At 71.2% G+C, this 19,273-nt stretch carries 14 protein-coding genes and 1 riboswitch; of the genes, 5 read left to right on the top strand and 9 right to left on the bottom strand.

Annotated elements, in window-relative coordinates; genetic code table 11:
• Together AOM46_RS30845 and AOM46_RS30840 are read right to left on the bottom strand one after the other, a co-directional pair.
• Positions 1-1,659 (bottom strand): type I polyketide synthase (locus tag AOM46_RS30845; protein WP_199824096.1); only part of this gene is annotated, 1,659 nt, incomplete at its 3' end.
• Between the two features lie 99 nt (positions 1,660-1,758).
• Positions 1,759-2,610: an alpha/beta fold hydrolase gene (locus tag AOM46_RS30840; protein ID WP_062218110.1), complete on the bottom strand. Its 852-nt coding sequence runs from the start codon at positions 2,608-2,610 to the stop codon at positions 1,759-1,761.
• 466 nt (positions 2,611-3,076) lie between these two features.
• Between AOM46_RS30840 and AOM46_RS30835 the strand changes: the two genes are divergently transcribed.
• The 5 genes from AOM46_RS30835 (at position 3,077) to AOM46_RS30815 (ending at position 7,582) form a co-directional block, all read left to right on the top strand.
• Positions 3,077-3,334 (top strand): acyl carrier protein, encoded by a 258-nt coding sequence (locus AOM46_RS30835; RefSeq protein ID WP_234314146.1) that lies wholly within the window; start codon positions 3,077-3,079, stop codon positions 3,332-3,334.
• Positions 3,331-4,194, top strand: coding sequence for a cyclopropane-fatty-acyl-phospholipid synthase family protein (locus AOM46_RS30830; protein WP_062218107.1), 864 nt, complete (start codon positions 3,331-3,333; stop codon positions 4,192-4,194). Before AOM46_RS30835 ends, AOM46_RS30830 begins: the two co-directional genes overlap by 4 nt.
• 80 nt (positions 4,195-4,274) lie before the next feature.
• Positions 4,275-5,597, top strand: coding sequence for an FAD-binding oxidoreductase (locus tag AOM46_RS30825; protein ID WP_062218104.1), 1,323 nt, complete (start codon positions 4,275-4,277; stop codon positions 5,595-5,597).
• Positions 5,594-6,619, top strand: a complete 1,026-nt coding sequence (locus tag AOM46_RS30820) for an SDR family oxidoreductase (RefSeq protein WP_062218101.1) — start codon at positions 5,594-5,596, stop codon at positions 6,617-6,619. The genes AOM46_RS30825 and AOM46_RS30820 overlap by 4 nt, the downstream gene beginning before the upstream one ends.
• A gap of 33 nt (positions 6,620-6,652) precedes the next feature.
• Positions 6,653-7,582, top strand: coding sequence for an SDR family NAD(P)-dependent oxidoreductase (locus AOM46_RS30815; RefSeq protein WP_062218098.1), 930 nt, complete (start codon positions 6,653-6,655; stop codon positions 7,580-7,582).
• Here the strand turns inward: AOM46_RS30815 and AOM46_RS30810 are convergent.
• The 7 genes from AOM46_RS30810 to AOM46_RS30780 form a co-directional block, all read right to left on the bottom strand.
• Positions 7,533-8,276: a 4'-phosphopantetheinyl transferase superfamily protein gene (locus AOM46_RS30810; protein ID WP_107080227.1), complete on the bottom strand. Its 744-nt coding sequence runs from the start codon at positions 8,274-8,276 to the stop codon at positions 7,533-7,535. The two genes, AOM46_RS30815 and AOM46_RS30810, sit on opposite strands and share 50 nt — an antisense overlap.
• Before the next feature lie 29 nt (positions 8,277-8,305).
• Positions 8,306-9,205, bottom strand: a complete 900-nt coding sequence (locus AOM46_RS30805; protein ID WP_078857363.1) for an ECF transporter S component — start codon at positions 9,203-9,205, stop codon at positions 8,306-8,308.
• Entirely contained in the window at positions 9,202-10,815 is a 1,614-nt protein-coding gene (locus AOM46_RS30800; RefSeq protein WP_062218095.1) for an ABC transporter ATP-binding protein, read from the bottom strand. The genes AOM46_RS30805 and AOM46_RS30800 overlap by 4 nt, the downstream gene beginning before the upstream one ends.
• The gene (locus tag AOM46_RS30795; protein ID WP_062218092.1) at positions 10,816-12,000 is read right to left on the bottom strand and encodes an energy-coupling factor transporter transmembrane component T; all 1,185 of its coding nucleotides are present in this window, start codon (positions 11,998-12,000) and stop codon (positions 10,816-10,818) included.
• Positions 12,000-13,076, bottom strand: a complete 1,077-nt coding sequence (locus AOM46_RS30790; RefSeq protein ID WP_199824095.1) for a hypothetical protein — start codon at positions 13,074-13,076, stop codon at positions 12,000-12,002. Before AOM46_RS30790 ends, AOM46_RS30795 begins: the two co-directional genes overlap by 1 nt.
• Positions 13,073-16,048 carry a hypothetical protein gene (locus tag AOM46_RS30785; RefSeq protein WP_158920818.1) on the bottom strand — a complete coding sequence of 992 codons (2,976 nt, stop codon included), beginning with the start codon at positions 16,046-16,048 and terminating at the stop codon, positions 13,073-13,075. The genes AOM46_RS30790 and AOM46_RS30785 overlap by 4 nt, the downstream gene beginning before the upstream one ends.
• A 57-nt stretch (positions 16,049-16,105) precedes the next feature.
• A riboswitch (adenosylcobalamin (AdoCbl) riboswitch) is annotated at positions 16,106-16,247 on the bottom strand.
• Between the two features lie 49 nt (positions 16,248-16,296).
• On the bottom strand, positions 16,297-19,170 hold the full coding sequence (locus AOM46_RS30780) for a LuxR family transcriptional regulator (RefSeq protein ID WP_234314145.1): 2,874 nt from the start codon (positions 19,168-19,170) through the stop codon (positions 16,297-16,299).
• Between the last annotated feature and the right edge of the window lie 103 nt (positions 19,171-19,273).

Here is a 19,273-nt window from a genome sequence, read left to right as displayed (position 1 = left end):
GAGTTGGGGGTGCCAGGTGGTTTTGGTGGTGGGTTGGGTGAGGTGGTGGGTTGGGGGGTGGGTTTGGTGGTGGAGGGCTTGGATGGTTTTGATGATGCCGGCGGTGCCGGCGGCGGCTTGGGTGTGGCCGATGTTGGATTTGAGGCTGGAGAGGTGGATGGGTGGTTTGGTGGGGGTGCGGTGTTGGGCGTAGGCGTGGGTGAGGGCGTCGATTTCGATGGGGTCGCCGAGGGTGGTGGCGGTGCCGTGGCCTTCGATGGCGTCGATGTCGTTGGGGGTGAGGTGGGCTTTGTTGAGGGTGTGGGTGATGAGGCGGGTTTGGGCGGGGGCGTTGGGTGCGGTGAGGCCGTTGCTGTGGCCGTCTTGGTTGGTGTGGGTGGCGCGGATGAGGGCGTGGATGGGGTGGTTGTTTTGTTGGGCGTGGGTTTGTGTTTCGAGGAGGAGGAGGGCGATGCCTTCTGACCAGCCGGTTCCGTTGGCGTTTTGGTCGTAGGAGCGGCAGTGGCCGTCGGGGGAGAGGGCGCGTTGGCGGCTGAATTCGGTGAAGGTTTTGGGGGTGGTCATGAGGGTGATGCCGCCGGCGATGGCGAGGGTGCAGTCGCCGCGTTGGAGTGCTTGGGTGGCGAGGTGGGTGGCGACGAGGGAGGAGGAGCAGGCGGTGTCGATGGTGAGGGCGGGGCCTTCGAAGGCGAAGGTGTAGGCGACACGTCCGGACAGGACACTCCCGGCCGAACCGATACCCCAGTACCCCTCCAACTCCTGCGGACCCAGCCTGGCCAGCTGCTCGTAGTCCGAGCCGCTGCTGCCGATGAAGACACCGGTGGGGGTGCGGCGCAGGGTGTGCGGCGGTATGCCGGCGTTCTCCAGCAGTTCCCAGGTGGTCTGGAGGAGGAGGCGCTGCTGGGGGTCCATGGCCAGGGCCTCGGTGCGGCCGATGCCGAAGAAGTCGGCGTCGAACTCCGCGATGCCGTCCAGGAATCCGCCGACCTTGGCATAGGTGGTGCCGGGATGGTCGGGGTCCGGATGGTAGAGCGCGTCCAGATCCCAACCCCGGTCGGTGGGGAAGTCGGAGACCACGTCGCGGCCCTCGATCACCACCCGCCACAGGTCCTCGGGCGAGTCGATCCCGCCCGGCAGATGGCAGGCCATCCCCACGACGGCGATCGGCTCGTTCTCGTCGACCTCGCGGGCGACGGCGACCGCGCGCGGGGCGGACCCTCCGCGCGTGCGGTCGCCGCCGTCGACCGTCGCCGACTCGTCGGCCGGCGTTCCGTCGGCCGCCTCGACGGTGGGCTCGTCCGCCGGGGTCCGGGTGTCGTCGCCGGGGCGCGGGTATCCGTGCAGGCCGAGCAGGTGGGCGGCCACATCGGCGGGGGTCGGATGGTCGAAGAGCAGGGTGAGCGGTAGATCGAGACCGACGGCCTTGCCCAGACGCCCCGTCAACTCCAGTGCGGCCAGGGAGTTGTAGCCGTAGTCGCGGTAGGCGCGGTCGGGATCGATGGTCTCCGGATCGGTCTCCAGGAGCCCGGCCGTCTCCGCGCGCACCACCCACAGCAGCCGCTGGTACCGCTCGTCCTCGGGCAGCTCGGCCAGGCGGGCGGCGAACGGCGAGGTCTCCCGCGCGGCAACGCCAGAGTCGTCAGCCGGATCAACGGCCATGTCAGTCTCCACGGTTGGTCCCGGGCACGCCGGCGTACGCCGGCCGCGCCTCATCTCACGGCGTGGGCGGTTCCTGGGGTGGCGGGCCGGGCGGGCCGGCTACGGGGAGCCGACCGGATGCCTCTGCAGGAAGGCACGAAGGTGCTCGACGAGCCGCTGCGGCTGGTCCTCGGGGATGAGGGTGTAGCTGTCCTCGATCTCCGCGTGCTCGCCCTTCGGCAGCAGCTCGACCAGGCGTCGCCCGTGCTCGGGCGGCATGACCTTGTCCTCGGTGGCCCAGACCACCAGGGCGGGACGGTCGAAGTCCCTCAACCGCTCGGACCACTCCAGGAGTTCGGCCTTCGGGGGGACGCTGAGCACATACTTGCGCAGGTCCCGGCGGATCTCCTTGGACGACCAGAGCGGGGCGAACCAGTCGTTCATCACCTCGTGCGGCACCGGCCGCTTGGTCATCCGACCCCAGGTCATCGGCAGCCGCCGCATCGGCTTGAGCCTGAGCAGTCCGAAGGCGGCGGCGATGCCGCCCGGCATCTTCGCGGCGGTGTACAGATTGCTGCCGGGCAGCCCCGGCGGGTAGTTGTCGAACGCCTCGCAGGAGGTGATGACCAGTCGGGCGATCCGCTCGCCCCTGCCGTCGGCCACCAGGGCCTGCGCGCCGCCCCAGTCGTTCATCACCAGGATGACGTCCCGCAGGTCGAGCCGTTCCAGGAACTCGGCGACGACCCGGGCCACGCCGAGCACGGAGAGATCGGCGTCCGGCCGCATCGGGGTCCGGTGACCGCCGAGCGGCAGGGTCGGCACGATGCAGCGGTGGTCCTTGCCCAGGTCAGCCACCACATGTCGCCACAGCGAGGCGTTCATGCCGACGCCGTGCAGAAATACCACCACCGGCCCATCGGAGCCCGTGGTCTGGTACTCGATGGTGCCGACGGACAACTCAACCTCGGCCACACTCAACCCCCGTGGTGTGTTGTGGCATATTGTCTGTTTACGCGATTCTGCCGTTCAGAAGGTGAACACCCCGAGGTCAACCCGGGGGAACTCGACCGTACACCCAACATCCCGCACTCGCATCCCAAACGTGGTGAAGTCGTCTACGGATGTTGGCAGTTAACTGAAGGGCCTGGCGAACTTCGCCGCGAGTCGTGCAAGATGTCCACCAGCGCTCCACGTCACGGGGACCAGTGGGCAGTCGTGGGCGACTTATGTGCGTTTTCAACCACCGGGGGCCTCGCGGCGTCAGTTCCCGCCCCTGGGGCGCGTAGCCGTTTCATCCAACGGTGAAGGCGCGGTAACACAGCGGATCGACGTTGTGGTCGACACCCGGACGGAACCGAATGCCCGGGCTCGTCGTCTTCCTGTTTCCCTCGTGTTGCCAAGACATCACGACGACAACCATTCATCTTTCTGAGAGGGCATGCCGATGGTCACCGTCGAAGAGGTTTGCGACCTCATCTCCAAGAAGCTCGGCAGCAAGGCGGGCAAGTTCGAACTGGGCGAGTCCACGGCCTTCGACGAGGTGGGTCTTTCCAGTCTGCAAATAGCCGACATCGTCTACACCATCGAGGACGACCACGACATCGAGTTCGACCCCAGCAAGGCCGCCTCGGTGAAGACCGTGGGCGATCTCGTGCGTCTGGCCGAGGCCACCAAGTCGGGCAGTGTCGAGGCGTGACGGCATCCGCCAACGTCGGGGCGACCGCCGAGGCGATCAGGCACCATTACGACGTTTCCAATGACTTCTACGCATTGTGGCTCGACCCCTCGCTGACCTACACCTGTGCCCTGTGGGGCGAGGGGGACACGCTGGAGGACGCGCAGTACCGGAAGCTCGACTACCTCATCGAGGGAGCGGGCGCGAGCGGCGCCGCCCGGGTGCTGGACGTCGGCTGCGGCTGGGGGAGCATGCTCAACCGGCTGGTCGACACGCACGGCGTGGGGCGAGCCGTCGGGCTGACCCTGAGCGACAGCCAGGCCGAGTGGGTTCGGGAGCGCTATCCCAAGGTTGAGATCAGCGTCGAGGGCTGGCTCGACCACGAGCCGACCGAGCCCTATGACGCCATCGTCTCCATCGGCGCGTTCGAGCACTTCGCCAGGACCGGGCTGTCCAGGTCCGAGCGGATCGCCACCTATCGGGACTTCTTCACCCGCTGTCGGTCATGGCTCCCCAAGGGGGGTCGAATCGCCCTGCAGACAAACATCAAGGGCAACAACGTGGTGATGGACAAGCGGACCGTCAGGGATCTGATGTTCATCATCGAGACCATCTTTCCGGAGTCCGAGATTCCGGCGCTCTCCGAGGTCGTCGAGAGCAGCGAAAAACTCTTCGACATCGTCACCATGCGCAACGACCCGGATCACTACAGTCGCACCTGCCAGGAATGGCTGGATCGGCTGCGGGCCAATCGGAGCCTCGCCGTGGAGTACACCGGCGAGCAGAACGTCGTCAACTACGAGCGGTATCTGGGCGCCTGCGTCGAGCACTTCCGGAATCGTCATCTGGGCCTCGCCCGGCTGGTTCTCGAAGCCGTCTGACGGGCCATCGCTCTCCATGACGAGCAGCCGATGAACGCAGGGTGAAAAGCGAGACGAACCGTGCAGCAAAGGGGCGGGAATTGAGCGATCCACAGCATGTGGTGTACTGGCATGAAACCGAGGATGTCGTCCCGGGTCCGGCCCTCGCGGAGACGATCGAATGCGATGTGTGCATCGTCGGCGGGGGATTCACCGGCCTGTGGGCCGCCTACTTCCTGAAGGAGGCCGAACCGGCCCTCGACATCCGGGTCGTGGAGGCCGAGTACTCGGGTTACGGAGCCTCCGGCCGCGCCGACGGATTCGCCACGCCGACGGTCGGAAAGGACCTGCAGGCGCTGGTCGAGAAATTCGGCACCCAGCGTGCCCTGGAGGCCACCCAGGCGGTCGGTCGTTCGATTCTCGAAATCGGCAGGTTCCTTCGCCGTAACAAGGTGGACGCCGAGTACGAGGCCAACGACTACCTGATGGTCGCCACCAGCGCCGCGCAGGAGCGGCGGCTGGCGGAGGACCGGGCGCTGGCCGAGCGCATCGGCGGGGTGGCGCCGAGCATCCTGTCGCGCGAGGAGAGCCAGGCCGTCATCGGCTCGCCCGCGATCCAGGCCGCCACCCGCGTCGGCGGCGCGCTCGTCAACCCCTTCAAGCTGTCCAGGGGCCTGGCCAGGGTGCTGCGCGACAAGGGGGTGACCATCTACGACAAGACCCCGTGTGTCGAGCTGGAACGCGGCGTCCGCTCCACCGTGGTCACCCCAGGCGGGCGGATCACGGCCGACAAGGTGGTGCTCGCCACCAATGTGCATATGGACTCCTTCCGGGAGTTCCGCCGCAAGGTGGCGCCCGTGTGGACCTATGCCATGGTCAGCGAACCGCTCACCGACGCCCAGCTCGACCGGGTCCCCTGGGCCGGCCGCGAGGGCCTGGTGGAGGCCAAGTCCCTGCTGACCTGCGCCCGTTTCACCAAGGACAACCGCGTGATGTTCGCCGGCGGACCCGTCGTCTACTACTACGGGCGGGACCGGGGCGAGCACAACATGAGCCGCGGCCGGGCGTACGAGGAGATCCAGCGCGAGTTCCTGCGCTTCTTCCCGATGTGGCGGGACGTCAGGTTCGCCTACGCGTACGGCGGCACCGCCGATGTGGTGCGCGACTACGCGCCGCACTTCGGCACCGTGGGCGACGGCATCGCCTACGGGTACGGCTACTGCGGCAACGGCATCTCGATGACCCATCTGGGCGGCAAGGTGCTGCGGGATCTCGTCCTCGGCAAGGACAGCGACTACACCCGGCTGCTGGTGGTGGACAACAAGGACCGCAAACCCCCGATGGGTTACCCGCCCGAGCCGCTGCTCTACGTCGGCTCGCGCGTGGTGACCAAGCTGATGGACTGGAAGGACTCGCGGGCATGAGCCAGGCCCCCCGCACCGTGCTGCTCACCGGGGCCTCGGGCGTCGTCGGCCGCTCCCTGCTGAGGGAGTGGCGGCGACGCCCGGACGGCGGCGGCCTCCGGCTGCTGCCCGCCTCCCACCACGCGGACGTCCCCGAGGCGCCGGACCGCACCGTGACGCTGGACCTGACGGCCGACCGGCTCGGCCTGGACGCCGACTCCTATGCCGCGCTCGCCGACGAGGTGGATGTCGTCATCCACTCGGCGGGGCTGACGGAGTGGGGCCTGCCCGCCGAGCGGTACGAGCCGATCAATGTGGCGGGCACCCGGCGGATCGTCGAGTTCGCCGAACGGGCGGGCGCCGCCGTGCACTTCATGAGCACGGCGTTCGTCGCCGCGCTCGACGACGGCGCGCCCAAGCCGCTGAGCGAGGGCAACGTCTGCCGGAACTACATCAGTTCCAAGCGGGCCGCCGAGCAGGTGCTCGCCGACAGTTGGCTGCCGCACACCGTCTTCCGGCCCACCAACCTGGTGGGCGACTCGGTCGACGGCTGGACCGCGCAGCCGCAGATCGTGCAGCTGATGTCCGCCTGGATCGGCCGCGGCCGGGCCCCCTACATCCCGGCCCACCCCGGCATCCGGATGGACTTCGTGCCCCAGGACCTGCTCTCCAAGGCGGTCCTGACGGCCATCGAACTCGGCGAGGAGGAAGGCGACTTCTGGGTCACCTACGGCGACGAGGCAATGGACGTCGACGGCTGCCTCGCCGTTCTCGTGAAGCACGCCGCCGAGCGCGGCCGCACCCTCAGGCCGCCGGCGATCGTCCCGCCCGAAACCCTCGACGAGGACGAACTCGCCCGGCTGCCCCCGATGTCCCGCTCCTACCTCTCGGTGCTGCGCGACGTCAGCGAGGTCACCTGGTGCAGCGGCGGAGTGCTGCCCACCTCGATGCCGCTGCTGCGGGAGCGCTACGACGTTCCCGAGGTCCAGGACACCGACGCCTATCTGCGCAGCCTCACCTATGCCGCCGAGCACCTGAGCTGACCGGGCCGAAACCACCAACGAAAGGGACGACGCGTGAACGACGGATGGAACGCCCCCGACCTCGCCGGCTCGGTGGCGGTGGTCACCGGCGCCAGCCGGGGCGTGGGCCGGGGCGTCGCCCTCGCCCTGGGCGACGCGGGCGCCACGGTGTATGTCACCGGGCGCAGCACCAGGGACGGCGAACGCACCGAGGGGCTGCCCGGCACGGTCGACGACACGGCGGACGAGGTCACCGCGCGCGGCGGCCGGGGCATCGCCGTGCGCTGCGACCACCGCGACGCCAAGGACAACGCCGCGCTGTACGAGCGGATCGAGGCCGACCACGGGCGTCTCGACCTGCTGGTCAACAACGCCTGGGGCGGCTACGAACGCTCCGTCGAGGTGCCGTTCGACGCGCCGTACTGGAAGCAGCCCATGTGGCGCTACGAGCTGTTCGAGGGCTCCCTGCGCGCCCAGTACGAGGTGACGCGCACCCTCACCTCGCTGATGCTGACGCCCGAGCGGGCCCTGATCGTGGGGATCAGCTTCTCGGACGGCGACGTCTATCTCGGCCAGGTCGGCTATGACGTCTTCAAGACGGCGTCCGACCGGATGTGCAAGGGCTTCGCCTACGACCTGCGCAAGACCAAGGTCACCGCGCTCTCGCTGCACCCCGGGTTTGTCGCGACCGAACGGGTCGAGGCGGCCAGGGAGGCGATGGGCAGTGGCCCGGCCGCCGTGGTGCACAGCCCCGAGTACGTGGGCCGCGCCGTCGCCTCGCTGCTGGCCGACCCCGAGGTCGGCACCCGCACCGGGCAGACCCTCAGCACCGGCGATCTGGCCGACCACTACGACTTCGCCGATGTGGACGGCCGCCGGCCGCCCGCGTTCCGGCTGGAGGGCCGGATGACGCTGGCCACCCGGATGGACCGGCTCAACCGGGTGGTGGCGGCGGCCAACTCGGAGGCCGAGCCCAGGAGTTGACCGGCCCAACCGCCCGCACCCGCACCTCGGGCCGGCCGGCACCACGGACCGCGACGGCCGCGCGGTAGCCGGCCGGCACCGGCACGTCCAGGAGGGCCCACCCCGGTGGGCCCTCCTCGGCGTTTCCCGGCACGAACGCCTCGGGCAGGCCCACCAGATGAGCCGACACATCCCCGGCGAGACCGGTGCCGAGACCCTTGAGATAGGCCTCCTTCCGCACCCAGCAGCCCAGGAACGCGGCGTCCCGCTCCGCCTCCGGCAGCGCCTGCAGCGCGGCCCGCTCCCGGACGTGCAACACCCGGCCGAGCCGCCGCGCCACCCCGGCCCCGGCCACCGCGCCCGCCTCCACGTCCACCCCGACATCCGAATCCGCCAGCGCGACACAGGCCATGTCCAGCGCATGCGAAAGCGAGAACCGCACCCCGGGGACGCCGGCGACCGCGGGCCGGCCGTGCGGCCCACCGCACCCCGGCATCGGGCAGGGCTCCCGGACGAACTCCACGGCGCCGGGCGCCACCCCCAACCGGCCGGCCAGCAGCCCGCGCAGCGCCACATGGGCCACCACATAACGCCACCGGTCCGCCGGATCGACAAAACCCGCCGCCCGCGCCAACTCCCCGGCGTCCAGCACCGATTCGTCGACCCAGCCCACCTCGGTGGGAATCGTCGACGTCCAGACCGCCACCTCAGCCACCGGGCGAGCCTAGCAACGCCCCCGCACGTTCAGCCGCGCCGGCGACCTGGCCTGGCCTCCGTGCCCAGCGCCGCGCCGAGGTCGGCCGGCGCCTCGAACGTCGGCACCGTGCCGTAGGACGCCTTCCGCGAGGCGCGCCGCAGTGTGGCCAGGATCGCCGGCCCCAGCACCAGGATCGCCACCGTGTTGGTGATGGCCCGCCCGGTGTCCCAACCCGCCGTCGACGTCAGCAGCGTGAACACCGCGAACCGGTGCAGGTTGTCCCAGACCGAGTCGCCCGGCACATAGGAGATATGCCCGTCGTGGTAGGGCACCTCGGCGCCGGTGATGAACGGCCAGAACCACAGGTTCATCAGAAAGCCGAACAGATACGCCACCACGATGCCGTAGGCCACCAGCATGGCGATCTCCGCCCGCCCGGTGACCCGGCGCGGCAGCAGCCCCGCGCCCATCCCGATCCACGCCGAACACAGCATCTGGAACGGCAGCCAGGGCCCGACGCCCGCCGTCAGCAGCGCCGAGGCGAACAGCGACGTACAGCCCAGTACGAAGCCGAAGCCGGCGCCGAACACCCGGCCGGCCAGCACCAGCATGAAGAACACCGTCTCGATGCCGGCCGTGCCCGCGCCCAGCGGCCGCAGCGCCGCGTTGATCGCCGACAGCACCCCTAGCATGGCCAGCGCCTTGGAGTCCATGCCGCCCTCGGAGAGTTCGGCCAGCACGATGACGATCAGGATCGGCAGGATGCCCATGAACACGAACGGCGCGTCCGGGCCGTGCTGCATGGACTGCGGCTCCACCCGCACCAGCAGCGGCCAGACGAACATCATCAGCCCGGCCAGCGAGGCCAGCGTCAACACCACGGCCGAACGCGGCCCCACCCGGATCGCCTGATCGGGCCGGCCCCACCGGAGGGTTCGCCGCTTCATCGCGCCCCTCCGGGCAGCGCCGCCGCCACCTCGTCGACGGTCAGCCACTCCTCGCCGAGGATCTTGGCCACCTGCGGCGCGAACGCCGGCGAGCCGCCCAGCACCTCGACGGTCGGGCCGTCCGACACGATCTCCCCCTCGGCCAGCACCATCACCCGGTCCGCCACCGTCGCCACGAACTCCACATCGTGGGTGGCCACCACCACCGCCCGGCCCTCGGCGGCCAGCTCGGTGACCATCCGGGCCAGCGCCGCCTTGGCCTCGTAGTCAAGGCCGCGCGTCGGCTCGTCCAGCAGCATGATCCTTGGCACGGCGGACAGTTGGACGGCCAGCACCAGGGCGAGCCGCTGCCCCTCGGAGAGATCACGCGGATGCGCCGCCGGCTCGATGCCGGGCGCCAGCCGGTCCAACAACCCACGGCAGAAGCCCGGTTCGGCATCCGACTCGGCGTCGGCGGCCGCGCACTCCTCGGCGACCGTCTCCAGATACAGCAGATCGCTCGCCGTCTGCGGCACCAGACCGACGACCTTCCGCGCCCTGGCGCTCGACAGCTCCTTGGGATCGACCCCGCCGGCGCGCACCGAACCACCCTGCCGTGGACCCGAACCCTGCAACGCCCACAGCAGCGACGACTTGCCGGAACCGTTGCGGCCCATCATCGCGACCACCTTCCCGCCGTGCAGCTCCAGATCCAGACCGCGCACCGCGACCGTCGGCCCATAGCGCACCACCACCCCCTCGGCGGTCAGCAGCGGCTTCTCCTCGCCGACCGGCGCCGACCGCTCGGGCCGGGGACGGGACGCGAGCCGGGCCCGCAGCCCCGCTGCGACGCGGCGCGCGTCCCGCACCGAGAGCGGCAGCGGCCGCCAGCCGGCGAACCGGCCGAGACGCACGATCGGCGGCGCGATCGGGGTGCCCTCAAGCACCTCGGCCGGCACCCCGTCCCGCACCCCGCCGTCCCCCGGCGCGTACAACATCCGGTCGGCGAACGGGATCACCCGCTCCATCCGGTGCTCCGCCATCAGCACCGTGGTGCCCAGATCCTGTACCAGCCGGGCCAGCGTCGCCAGCACATCCTCGGCGGCCGTCGGGTCCAGCGCCGACGTCGGCTCGTCCAACACCAGAACCTTCGGATGGGTCGTCAACACCGAGCCGATCGCGACCCGTTGCTGCTGCCCGCCGGACAGGGTGCGCAGCGCCCGGCGGCGCAGCTCGGCGATGCCCAGCAGATCCAGCGTCTCCTCCACCCGGCGCCGCATCACCTGTGGCGCCAGGCCGAGTTGCTCCATGCCGTAGGCGAACTCGTCCTCCACCGTGTCCGTCACAAAGCCGGCGAGCGGGTCCTGACCGACCACGCCCACCAGATGGGCGAACTCACGCGGCGGACGCTCCCGGGTCGACACCCCGGCCACCGAGACCGAACCCTCCAGATGCCCGCCGGTGAAATGCGGCACCAGACCGTTGACCGTGCCCAACAGCGTCGACTTACCGGCCCCGGTGCGCCCGGCCAGCAACACCAACTCGCCCTCGCCGACGGTCAGATCGATATCGGCCAGCACCGGCTCCGGCTGACCGTGGTACCAGAACGAAACGCCCCGCCACTCGATCACTCAGCGCACCTCCTCGGTCTTCTCGCTCGGTTCGTTCTGCTCGGTCTGTTCGGTCTGTTCGGACGAACGCGGCACGGAAGCGACATGGGGGGACTCGGGGGGCGGCGACAGGAACGCCGGCAGCACCCCGAGCAGCACCCCGACCAGCGGCGGCCAGGACAGCATCGGCCAGTCCAGATTGATCAGCGACGGATTGAGATTCGTCGGATCGACACTCGACGTGGCGAACAGCATCACCGCGACCGCGACCCCGCTGGCCGCCACCACCACCTCCGGCAGCAGCCAGCGGTCCGGCCGATAACGGGTGCGCGGCACCCGCGCCCCCGCCAACCTGAAGCCGACCAGCGCCACCAGCAGACTCGGCACCAGCACCGGCGTCGCCAGGAACCGCGGCGTGGTCCCGTCCAAGGTGGCGTACACCCCCACGCAGACGCCCAACAGGCCGACGATCATCAACAGCCCGGTCAGCAGCCGCGCCCGCGCGGCGACCTTGCCGGCCCGCCCATAGCCACGGGAGTCCATCGACGCGGCAAGACGCAGCGAACGGTCCAACGCGTCGGCCAGCACCGGAATGACCACCGCCCGCAGCCCGTTCATCCGACCCTCGCCACCACCACCACCGCGCAACTTCCGTGCCCGCCGCACCCGTTGGACGCTCTCCGCCAGCTGCGGAAACACCGAGAGGGCGATCACCACGGCCGTCCCCACCTCGTAGAGCGCCGACGGCATCGCCTTCAGCAGCCGCTTCGGATTGGCCAACGCGTTGGCCGCCCCCAGACAGATCACCATCGTCGCCAGCCGCAGCCCGTCATAGAAGCCGCCCAGCAGCGACTCGGCCGACACATCGCCGAAGAGCCGAATCCCCGCCGCCCAGGCCGGCAGCGGAATCTCCGGCAGCCGCAGCACGATCGTCGACCCCTCGGCGCCGCCGAACACCAGCCGGAAGAACACCCGGATCAGCACGATCGCCAGACCGAGCCACAGATACATCCGGAACGCCATCGCCCAGGGCGCGTCCGACCTGCGGGACACCACCACATGGCAGGCGATGGCCACCACCGTCAGCAGCAACCACGGGTTGGTCGTCCGACTCGCGGCCACCGCGAGCCCCAACGCCCACACCCACCAGGCGGCCGGATGCAGATCCCGGGGCAGGAAGTACGTGGTGAACGTCGCCCGGCGCATCAGGACTCGCGCGCCCGCCTACGCCGTCGGGCGGTCAGCCAGGCCGCCCCCGCCAACAGCACCAGCGCGCCGGCGGCCACCCAGGGCGCGGCCGCACTCGCCCCCGACTGCTCCCTGATGACGTCGTTGACGTCCGCCGCCTCCTCGCCACCCGTGAACGTCACATTCGCCGCCGGATCGGGCGGCGTGGACGGATCGGCGCTGGGCCGGGGCACCGGCGGCGGCAACGCGCCGTCCTCGCCGTCCGTGCCCTCCTCGCCGTTCCCGTCCTCGGTGTCGTCCGCGTCGTTCGCTTCCTCGGCGCCCTGGGAGGCGTTCCCGTTCTCGCTCTCCTGGCCGCCTGCGCCGGTGCCGTTGCCTCCGCCGCCGTTACCGCCGTTACCGCCGGAGGAACCGCCGTCGGTGCCGTCCGGGCCCTGGCCGGCGCCGGCGGACTGGGAGCCCGGCTGGCGCTCGTCCGGGTCATTGGTGATCGGCGCCGGCTCTTCGGGCGCGTTGCACTCGCCGCCCTCCGTCCCGGGCCGGACCGGCGCGATCCGGGGCGTCGGGTTGCTGTCCGCCGTCGCGTTCAACGAGAACGACCAGCCCTCGAAGCCACCCGGGATGAAGTCCCGGTTCTTCACCCCCCACTGGCTGTACTGCCAGCCGCAGTTGTTGCCCGCGTGCCAGTACGACCAGTAGGCGGCGGCCGGCGGCGTGTCGATGCACGCCTCCCGATAGCCCTCGTTGTCCTCGATGGGGATCTCCTCCACCGCCGAAGGCCGGTTCTCTATCCGGCAGATGAACGACTCACCCCACCGCTGGGCCCCCTCGATCTGGAACCCCGCGCCCTTCAGTGCGTCCAGTCCTGTGCCCCTGGTGCCCGAGGGATAGCAACGCACGATGGTGGTGCCACCCAGCTCCTGGAAGTCGATCACCACCGTCACACCGGTGCTGTTCTCGCAGAACCCCGGATGCCCCTTGCTGTGGTCGACGGCCCGCGCCGCCGGCGCCGGCACCAGAAGCGCCGCGAACAACGCGGCCACGGCCATCAGCCCGAGCAGCCGCCGCCACGGCGTGTTTGGAAGGGTCGTCACGCTGCCACCGCCTTGCGAGTCTTGTTCCGGATGATGAGATGACGCACCGCGAAGAACAGCGCCACGGCCACCGCGAACCCGCCGGCCACCAGCCCGGAGATCGTCCAGGCCGACATGCCGTCCCCGGCCCCGGGCGGACCACCGGCCGAATCATCGGCCGCCGCGTCGACGGCGCCCGAACCGGCCGTCACCACGGGGGAGTTGGGCGCACTGGTCCAGGAGGCCCCGGCCACGCCAGGCGCCACCGCGATGCTGGTCGGCAGATCGCTGGCCGCGCCCGGCTCGGGCCCGATGCCACCGTCCTCGCCGAGTAGCCCACCCAACGAGCGGGCGGTGTCCGAGACATCGATCCCGGCCGCCTGCCGCGCGCCGGCCAGCGCGGCGCTCAACGGGAGATCGGCCGCGCCGCCGTCCCCCACCACCAGCCCGTCGGCGCCGGGCGCCGCGTTCAACGCGGCGACGGCCGCGGCGAGTGCCTCGCTCCGCTCCGGGGTGACGTCGGCGCGCTCACCGTCCCGGGCCTGCCCGGCCAGCGCCTCGACCACCAGGGCCGTGGCGAACAGATCGCCGTCGTCGGCGGTCAGGGTCCCGGGGAACGTCCCGTCGGGGCGCTGCGCCTCGATCAGCACGGCGAGCGACGCGGCGCCGGCGTCACCGCCGTCGGCCGTGGTCGCCAACGTGGCCCAGGCATGCCGCCGGGTTCCTCCGGAGGCGTCGCCATACGTACCCACATCGGTGAAGACCCCGTCCGCGCCGCGCAACGCGGCGAGGGCGTCGCTGAGCCTGTCCTGTGCGGACGGCATTTCGCGGCCACTGCCGGCGCCTTCGGCGCCTTCGGCGGCGCTGTTCCCGGCGGGGCCGGAGGTGTTGTTGTCGGCGTCACGGGCACTGGTGGAAGCGCCGTCGCCGGCGGTGCCGTTGTCGTCGCTGTTTCCGGCGGAGCCGGACGATTCGCCGTCGCCGGCCGTGCCGCCGTTCCCGGCCGTGCCGCTGTCGCCGGCGGAGCCGGTGCCTTCGGCGGTGCCGCCGTTTCCGGCGGGGCCGTCCGTGTCGCTGCCAGCGTCACGGCCACTGGCGGAAGCGCCGTCGCCGTTGCCGGCGGAGCCGGACGACTCGCCGTCGTCGGCTGTGTCGCCCCCGCTGGCCGCGCTGCTGCCCTCGCCGGAGGCGTCGTCGCCGGAGGCATCCGGGGGGAGGAAGCCGGCTATGAGGCGGAGTTTGGCCAGGGGTTCGGCGTAGGCGGCGGTGGTGTCTTCGTAGGGGGCGCCGTGGGCGTAGGCGTTGATGGAGTCCTCGGTGAGTAGGAACTCGGTCGCGCGGGCGACGACCTGTGGCTGTTCGTCGAGGGTGCGGAGGGCCAGGACCAGGTCGGCGGTGGCGTCGTAGTCGACATAGGTCTCGCCGTCCTGGACGATCTCGACATGGTCGCCGTTGGTCAGTTGGCCGGCCAGATAGGCGCCGAGGCGGCCGGCCGGGGTGTCGGAGCCGGGTTCGGCCTCGGTCTCGTCGGGGACGACGACCTCGCCGCCGTCCGAGCCGGGGGGCGGGGGTGCGGGACGGTCGCCGTCCGGCCAGTCGCTCGGTCCTTCGGGGCCGCCGCCCGTCGCGTTGTCGTTGCCGCGCGGGGTCTCGCGGGGAGGCGGCGTCGGCGACGGTGACGGCGGCGGGTCCTCGTCAGGCCCGGGTCCGGGGCCGGGACCCGGGTCGGGGTCCGGGTCTGGGTCGGGCCCTGGGGGCGGTGTCCCGCCGCCGGTGAGCTGGTGGAAGCTTGTCTGGGAGAGGCCGAGGGACGCCTGCGCGGTGGCCCGGATCCAGGTGTCGGTGCCGACCATGCCGTCGGTTCTGGCCGCCTGGTAGTCCTCGGGGGTGTAGGCGATGGCGCCGATATGGGCGGCGAGCGCGTTGTCGGCGTCCGCGTCGGCCGTCACCTGCGCGGACCGCAGATAGGCGGTGCCGTCCGTCACCGCCTCGGCGGCGCCGCCGGCGTCGGCGAGGGCCTGGACGATCAGTCCTGTGCTGTTGGTGTTGGGCGCCTCGGTGCTGACGCCGCCGCCCCAACCGCCGTTCGCCGCCTGGTTGTTCCGCAGCCAGCCGACGGTGCGGTCGATGGGCTCGTCGAGACCGTCGGCGCCGGCCGCGCGGGCGGCCAGCAGCGCGGAGAGGGCGAGTCCCGTGGTGTCGCCGTCGGGCGCGGACTGGCCGAACTGCTTGCCCTCGTCGCAGGTGGAGAGCTTCTGGCCGCGCTCGTTGACATGGTCGCCGGTCTCGTCGGTGGCGATATAGCCGAAGAAGATGCGGAAGTAGCCCTCGGCGCACTGTTGGCTCAGCAGCCGGTCGATGGCCAGCCGGTCGTTCTGGCCGGCGCCGGCGAGGCCGATGACGGCCAGCGACTGGCCGAACATGTTGGCGTTGTTGCTGACGAAGTCGGCGAAGTCCGGGTTCTTGGAGTAGTCGCTGATCCGGCCCTTGTCGGGGCCCGAGCGCATGATGGCGGCCTGGGTCTCGGCGACCATGTCGTAGCCGCCGAAGTCGCGCGGGTCGCGGCCCGCGACCTCGGCCGCGACCAGGACCTTGGCCGCGGCGCCGCCGACGATGATGGCGTCGTAGCCCTGGTCCGGCACCAGGCCGTCCCAGGTGAAGTAGTCGCTGGCGTGCCGCTGTTGGTCCAGATGGTCGACGATCGGGTCGGCCAGGGCCCCGTCGCCCGAGGCGTGCAGGGCGAACAGGACGTCGATCATCAGCCCGTAGTCGGGCAGGGTGCCGCCCAGCGGGTTGCGGAGGGTGCCGTCGTCGTCGAGCTGGTCGGCCAGCCAGCGGGAGCTGTTGCCGGCGGCCACCCCGTCGCTCGTCGCCCGGGCGGCGGATCCGCCGGTGAGGACGAGGCCGACCAGCAGAAACGTGGTCAGCGCGGCCGCCAGCGGTCCTGGCAGCCGGGGGAGCGGTCTCCCCGATATGTCAACCGACCGCGACATCTCCTGCATCCCCCATCTCTTGCGAGAAAGACGAGGGGAACGGCACGGGAGGCCGGATGTCACCCCCCTGTTTTCGCGACAGCGGTCCGACGAACCCCCCATGCGGTAACCCGACTTGCCACGTCATCGTGGCCCACGGTTGCGCGACAGTGCCGGACTTCGACCGGCTTCCCCGTCACGGGAGGTGATATGGAGTTCTCTTCACACGAACTGAACAACCTTATCAGCCGGGCCTGCGCCCGGGACCGTCAGCGGATGGCGTATTCCCCGGAGAGCGCGCCGGCCAATTCCCCGCGCGAGGCGATGCCCAGCTTGCGGTAGGCCCGGTTGAGGTGCCATTCGACGGTCTTGATGGTGACGAAGAGCGAGTGCGCGATATCCCGGTTGCTCTTGCCCTTGGCCGCCAGCTCGGCGACCTTGCGTTCCTGGGCGGTGAGGCCGTCCACCCCGGTGGCCTTGGTGATCCTGACCCGGACGCCCATGGCGGCGAGTTCGGCCCTGGCGGTCTTCGCCAACCCCCAGGCGCCGCACGCCTGGGCGCGTTCCATGCCCCGGGTCAGCTCGGCCCGCGCCTGGTCCAGCCGGCCGTCGACCCGCAGCGCGGCGCCCAGGTCGACGGAGGCGGCGGCGCGGTCCAACGCGACCTCGGTGCCGGCCAGCACGTCCACCGCCTCGCGGAGGAAGTCGACGGCCAGCCGGCCGGACGAGACCAGCCCGCAGACCCGCAGCGCGGTGGCGACCAGCCGGGGGGAGCCGAAGCTTCGCGCGTTGATCAGCCGCACATCGGCCAGGGCCCGCTCCTCGTCGGCGCGGCCCGCCCTGACCCGGACGAGGGCCGCCTCGCAGGCGTAGGCCAGCGCGGGGAAGTGCAGCCCGTGCTCCTCCAGGAGTTCGCGTCCGCGCTCCAGCGCGGTGACCGCCGCGTCCGCCCTGCCCTGCGCGGCGTGCAGACGCCCCCTGGCCAGGCTCAACGGCACCCGAAGCGGCGTCGACCAGCCGGACTCGTCATGGTCCGCGTCGTGCTGGTCGAGCAACGCCCTCGCCTCGGTGTGCTCCTGACGTGCCGTCAGCACCTCGGCGAGTGCGGCCACGGCGTAACTGGTGGCGTCATGGGCGTGGTTGGGCCCGTTCTGCTCCAGGGCCCGGCGGGCGTCGGCCTCCGCCTCGGTGAGTCGGCCGGACGCGGCGCGGACCCAGGCCCGCAGGGCATGTCCGGCGTGCGCGGCCAGCGTCGCGCCGCGCTCGGCCGCGCCGTCGACCAGGAAGGTGACCAGCCGGTCGGCGTCGTCGATCCGGTCGCACTGCACGAAGACAAACGTGGCCAGGCACCAGGGGTAGACGGTGGCGTCGTGGATCGGCAGCGAGGGGCCCTCGGCGAACGTCTCCCGCAGCAGGTCGTCGACGCGCGCCATGACCGCGCCGGCCGACTCGCCCCGGCGCAGCGCCTCCCAGGCCCGCTCGACCGCCAGCGCGTGCCCGAGGATCGGCTGGGTCGGCTCCCCGCTGCCCTCGGCGCGGCGGAGTCGGGCCCGGCCGGCCCGTCCGGGGCCCGCGGCGCCGCGCGCGGCGCTCAACAGCGCCACATCCAACAGCGCGGCCTCCTCCGGGTCCTGTGCGTGTCTGACCTCGGCCCGCAGGGTCTCCAGCAGGCCGACGGCCTCCTGGTCGCGGCCGGCCGCGGTGAGCGCGGCGACCAGATCGAGCCCGACCCGGCCCCGCAGCGACGGGTCCTGGATGAGGTCGACCGCCTGGGAGAGATGGTCGAGCCCGTCCGGCAGTTCGCACCGTAATTCGGCCTTGCCGAGGTCGACCAGCAGGCTCGACAGGGTCGGTGCGGCCGGCGGTTCCTGGAGCGCGCGGGTGAGATAGGCCACCGCGGCCCGGTCGTCCCGTTCGGCGATGGCCTCGCGGGCGGCGTCGCGCAGCAGGGCGACGGTCTCCGGATCGCCGGACGCCGGGACGCGCAGCAGGTGTTGGGCGATATCGGCCACCGGCGCCTCGGTGGCGGCCAGCACCCTGGCGGCCCGGGCGTGGGCGACGTTTCGGGCGCTGACGCTGAGGTTGCGATAGACGGCGGCCCGCACGATGGAGTGCACAAAGCGCGGCGGAACGTCGGGGCGCAGCAGTCCGGCGTCGGCGAGCGCGCCCTGCACCTCGGGGACCTCGCCCTGGTCGAGCCCGGCGATCTCGATGGCGTGCTTCAGATCGACCTCGGTGCCCAGCACCGCCATGGCCTCGATCAGGGCCGTGGCGGCCGGCCGCAGCCGGTCGAGCCGGCGCAGCACCAGATGGACGACCTTGGGCGGGGCGATCTCCGCGACCTGCGCCGGGGTGAGCCGGCGCTCCTCGCGCTCGGCCACCGACAGCTCGGCGACCAACTCCCGTAGCAGGAACGGGATCCCGCCGGTGGCGGTATAGCAGTCCGCCGCGTAGCGGGAGGCGGCGGCGCGGCCCAGGGTGGCGGCCAGATACTCGTGGACGCCGCCCCCGGACAGCGGGTCGAGCCGCAGCAGCCGCGCCGCCGGGTTGGCCGTGATGGCCCGGATGACCTCGCCCCGGTGGTCGCTCTCCGCCGGATCGGTGCTGATCGCCAAAATGATGGGGCGGTCCTCAAGCCGTGCGGTGAGGTAGTGGAGGAATCCCAGAGAGGCCCGATCGACGAATTCTATGTCGTCGATCAGAAGGACGATCGGCGCGGTTTCGGCAATATGGACGCACATCCAGTAAAGGCCGTAGAGGTAGGAGTACTGCGCCTGGCCGTCGTCGCCGTCCAGCGCCCACTCCGCGCTGTAGTCGAAGAGCGGGGCGGCCAACCGGGCCGGGCCGCGCAACACCCGGCGTCTTTCGTCCGGGCCGAGCGTGGAGAGCCAGTTGTCGAACAGCTGTCGAACAACGCCATAGGGGAATTCGGTTTCGAACTCCAGACTGCGGGCCTGGAAGACATGGAACCCCTGCCCGCCGGCGCGCTCGCGCAGGGCGCCGAGCAGGGAACTCTTGCCCATGCCGGGGGCGCCCTCCAACATGAGGAGCTGGCCGTGCCCGTGCGCGCAGCTCGCGACGGCGGCCTCCATGCCGGACAGTTCTCTATCACGTTCGAACAGCAGGACGTCTTGAGCGCGCAAGGCAACTCCCCCGGATTCCGTAACGCTCGGTTTCCGCCGCATGGGAACGCATGATGGCCGGTCGGACAGAAGTGGAACCGCGGAGTGCGGCGCGCACTTCTGT

The sequence above is a fragment of the Streptomyces sp. NBRC 109706 genome, from assembly GCF_000974485.1.
In the GTDB taxonomy this organism is placed as follows: Bacteria; Actinomycetota; Actinomycetes; order Streptomycetales; family Streptomycetaceae; genus Streptomyces.
Note: the sequence above shows the minus strand (reverse complement) of the source record. Positions and strands in the feature narration are given on the sequence as shown.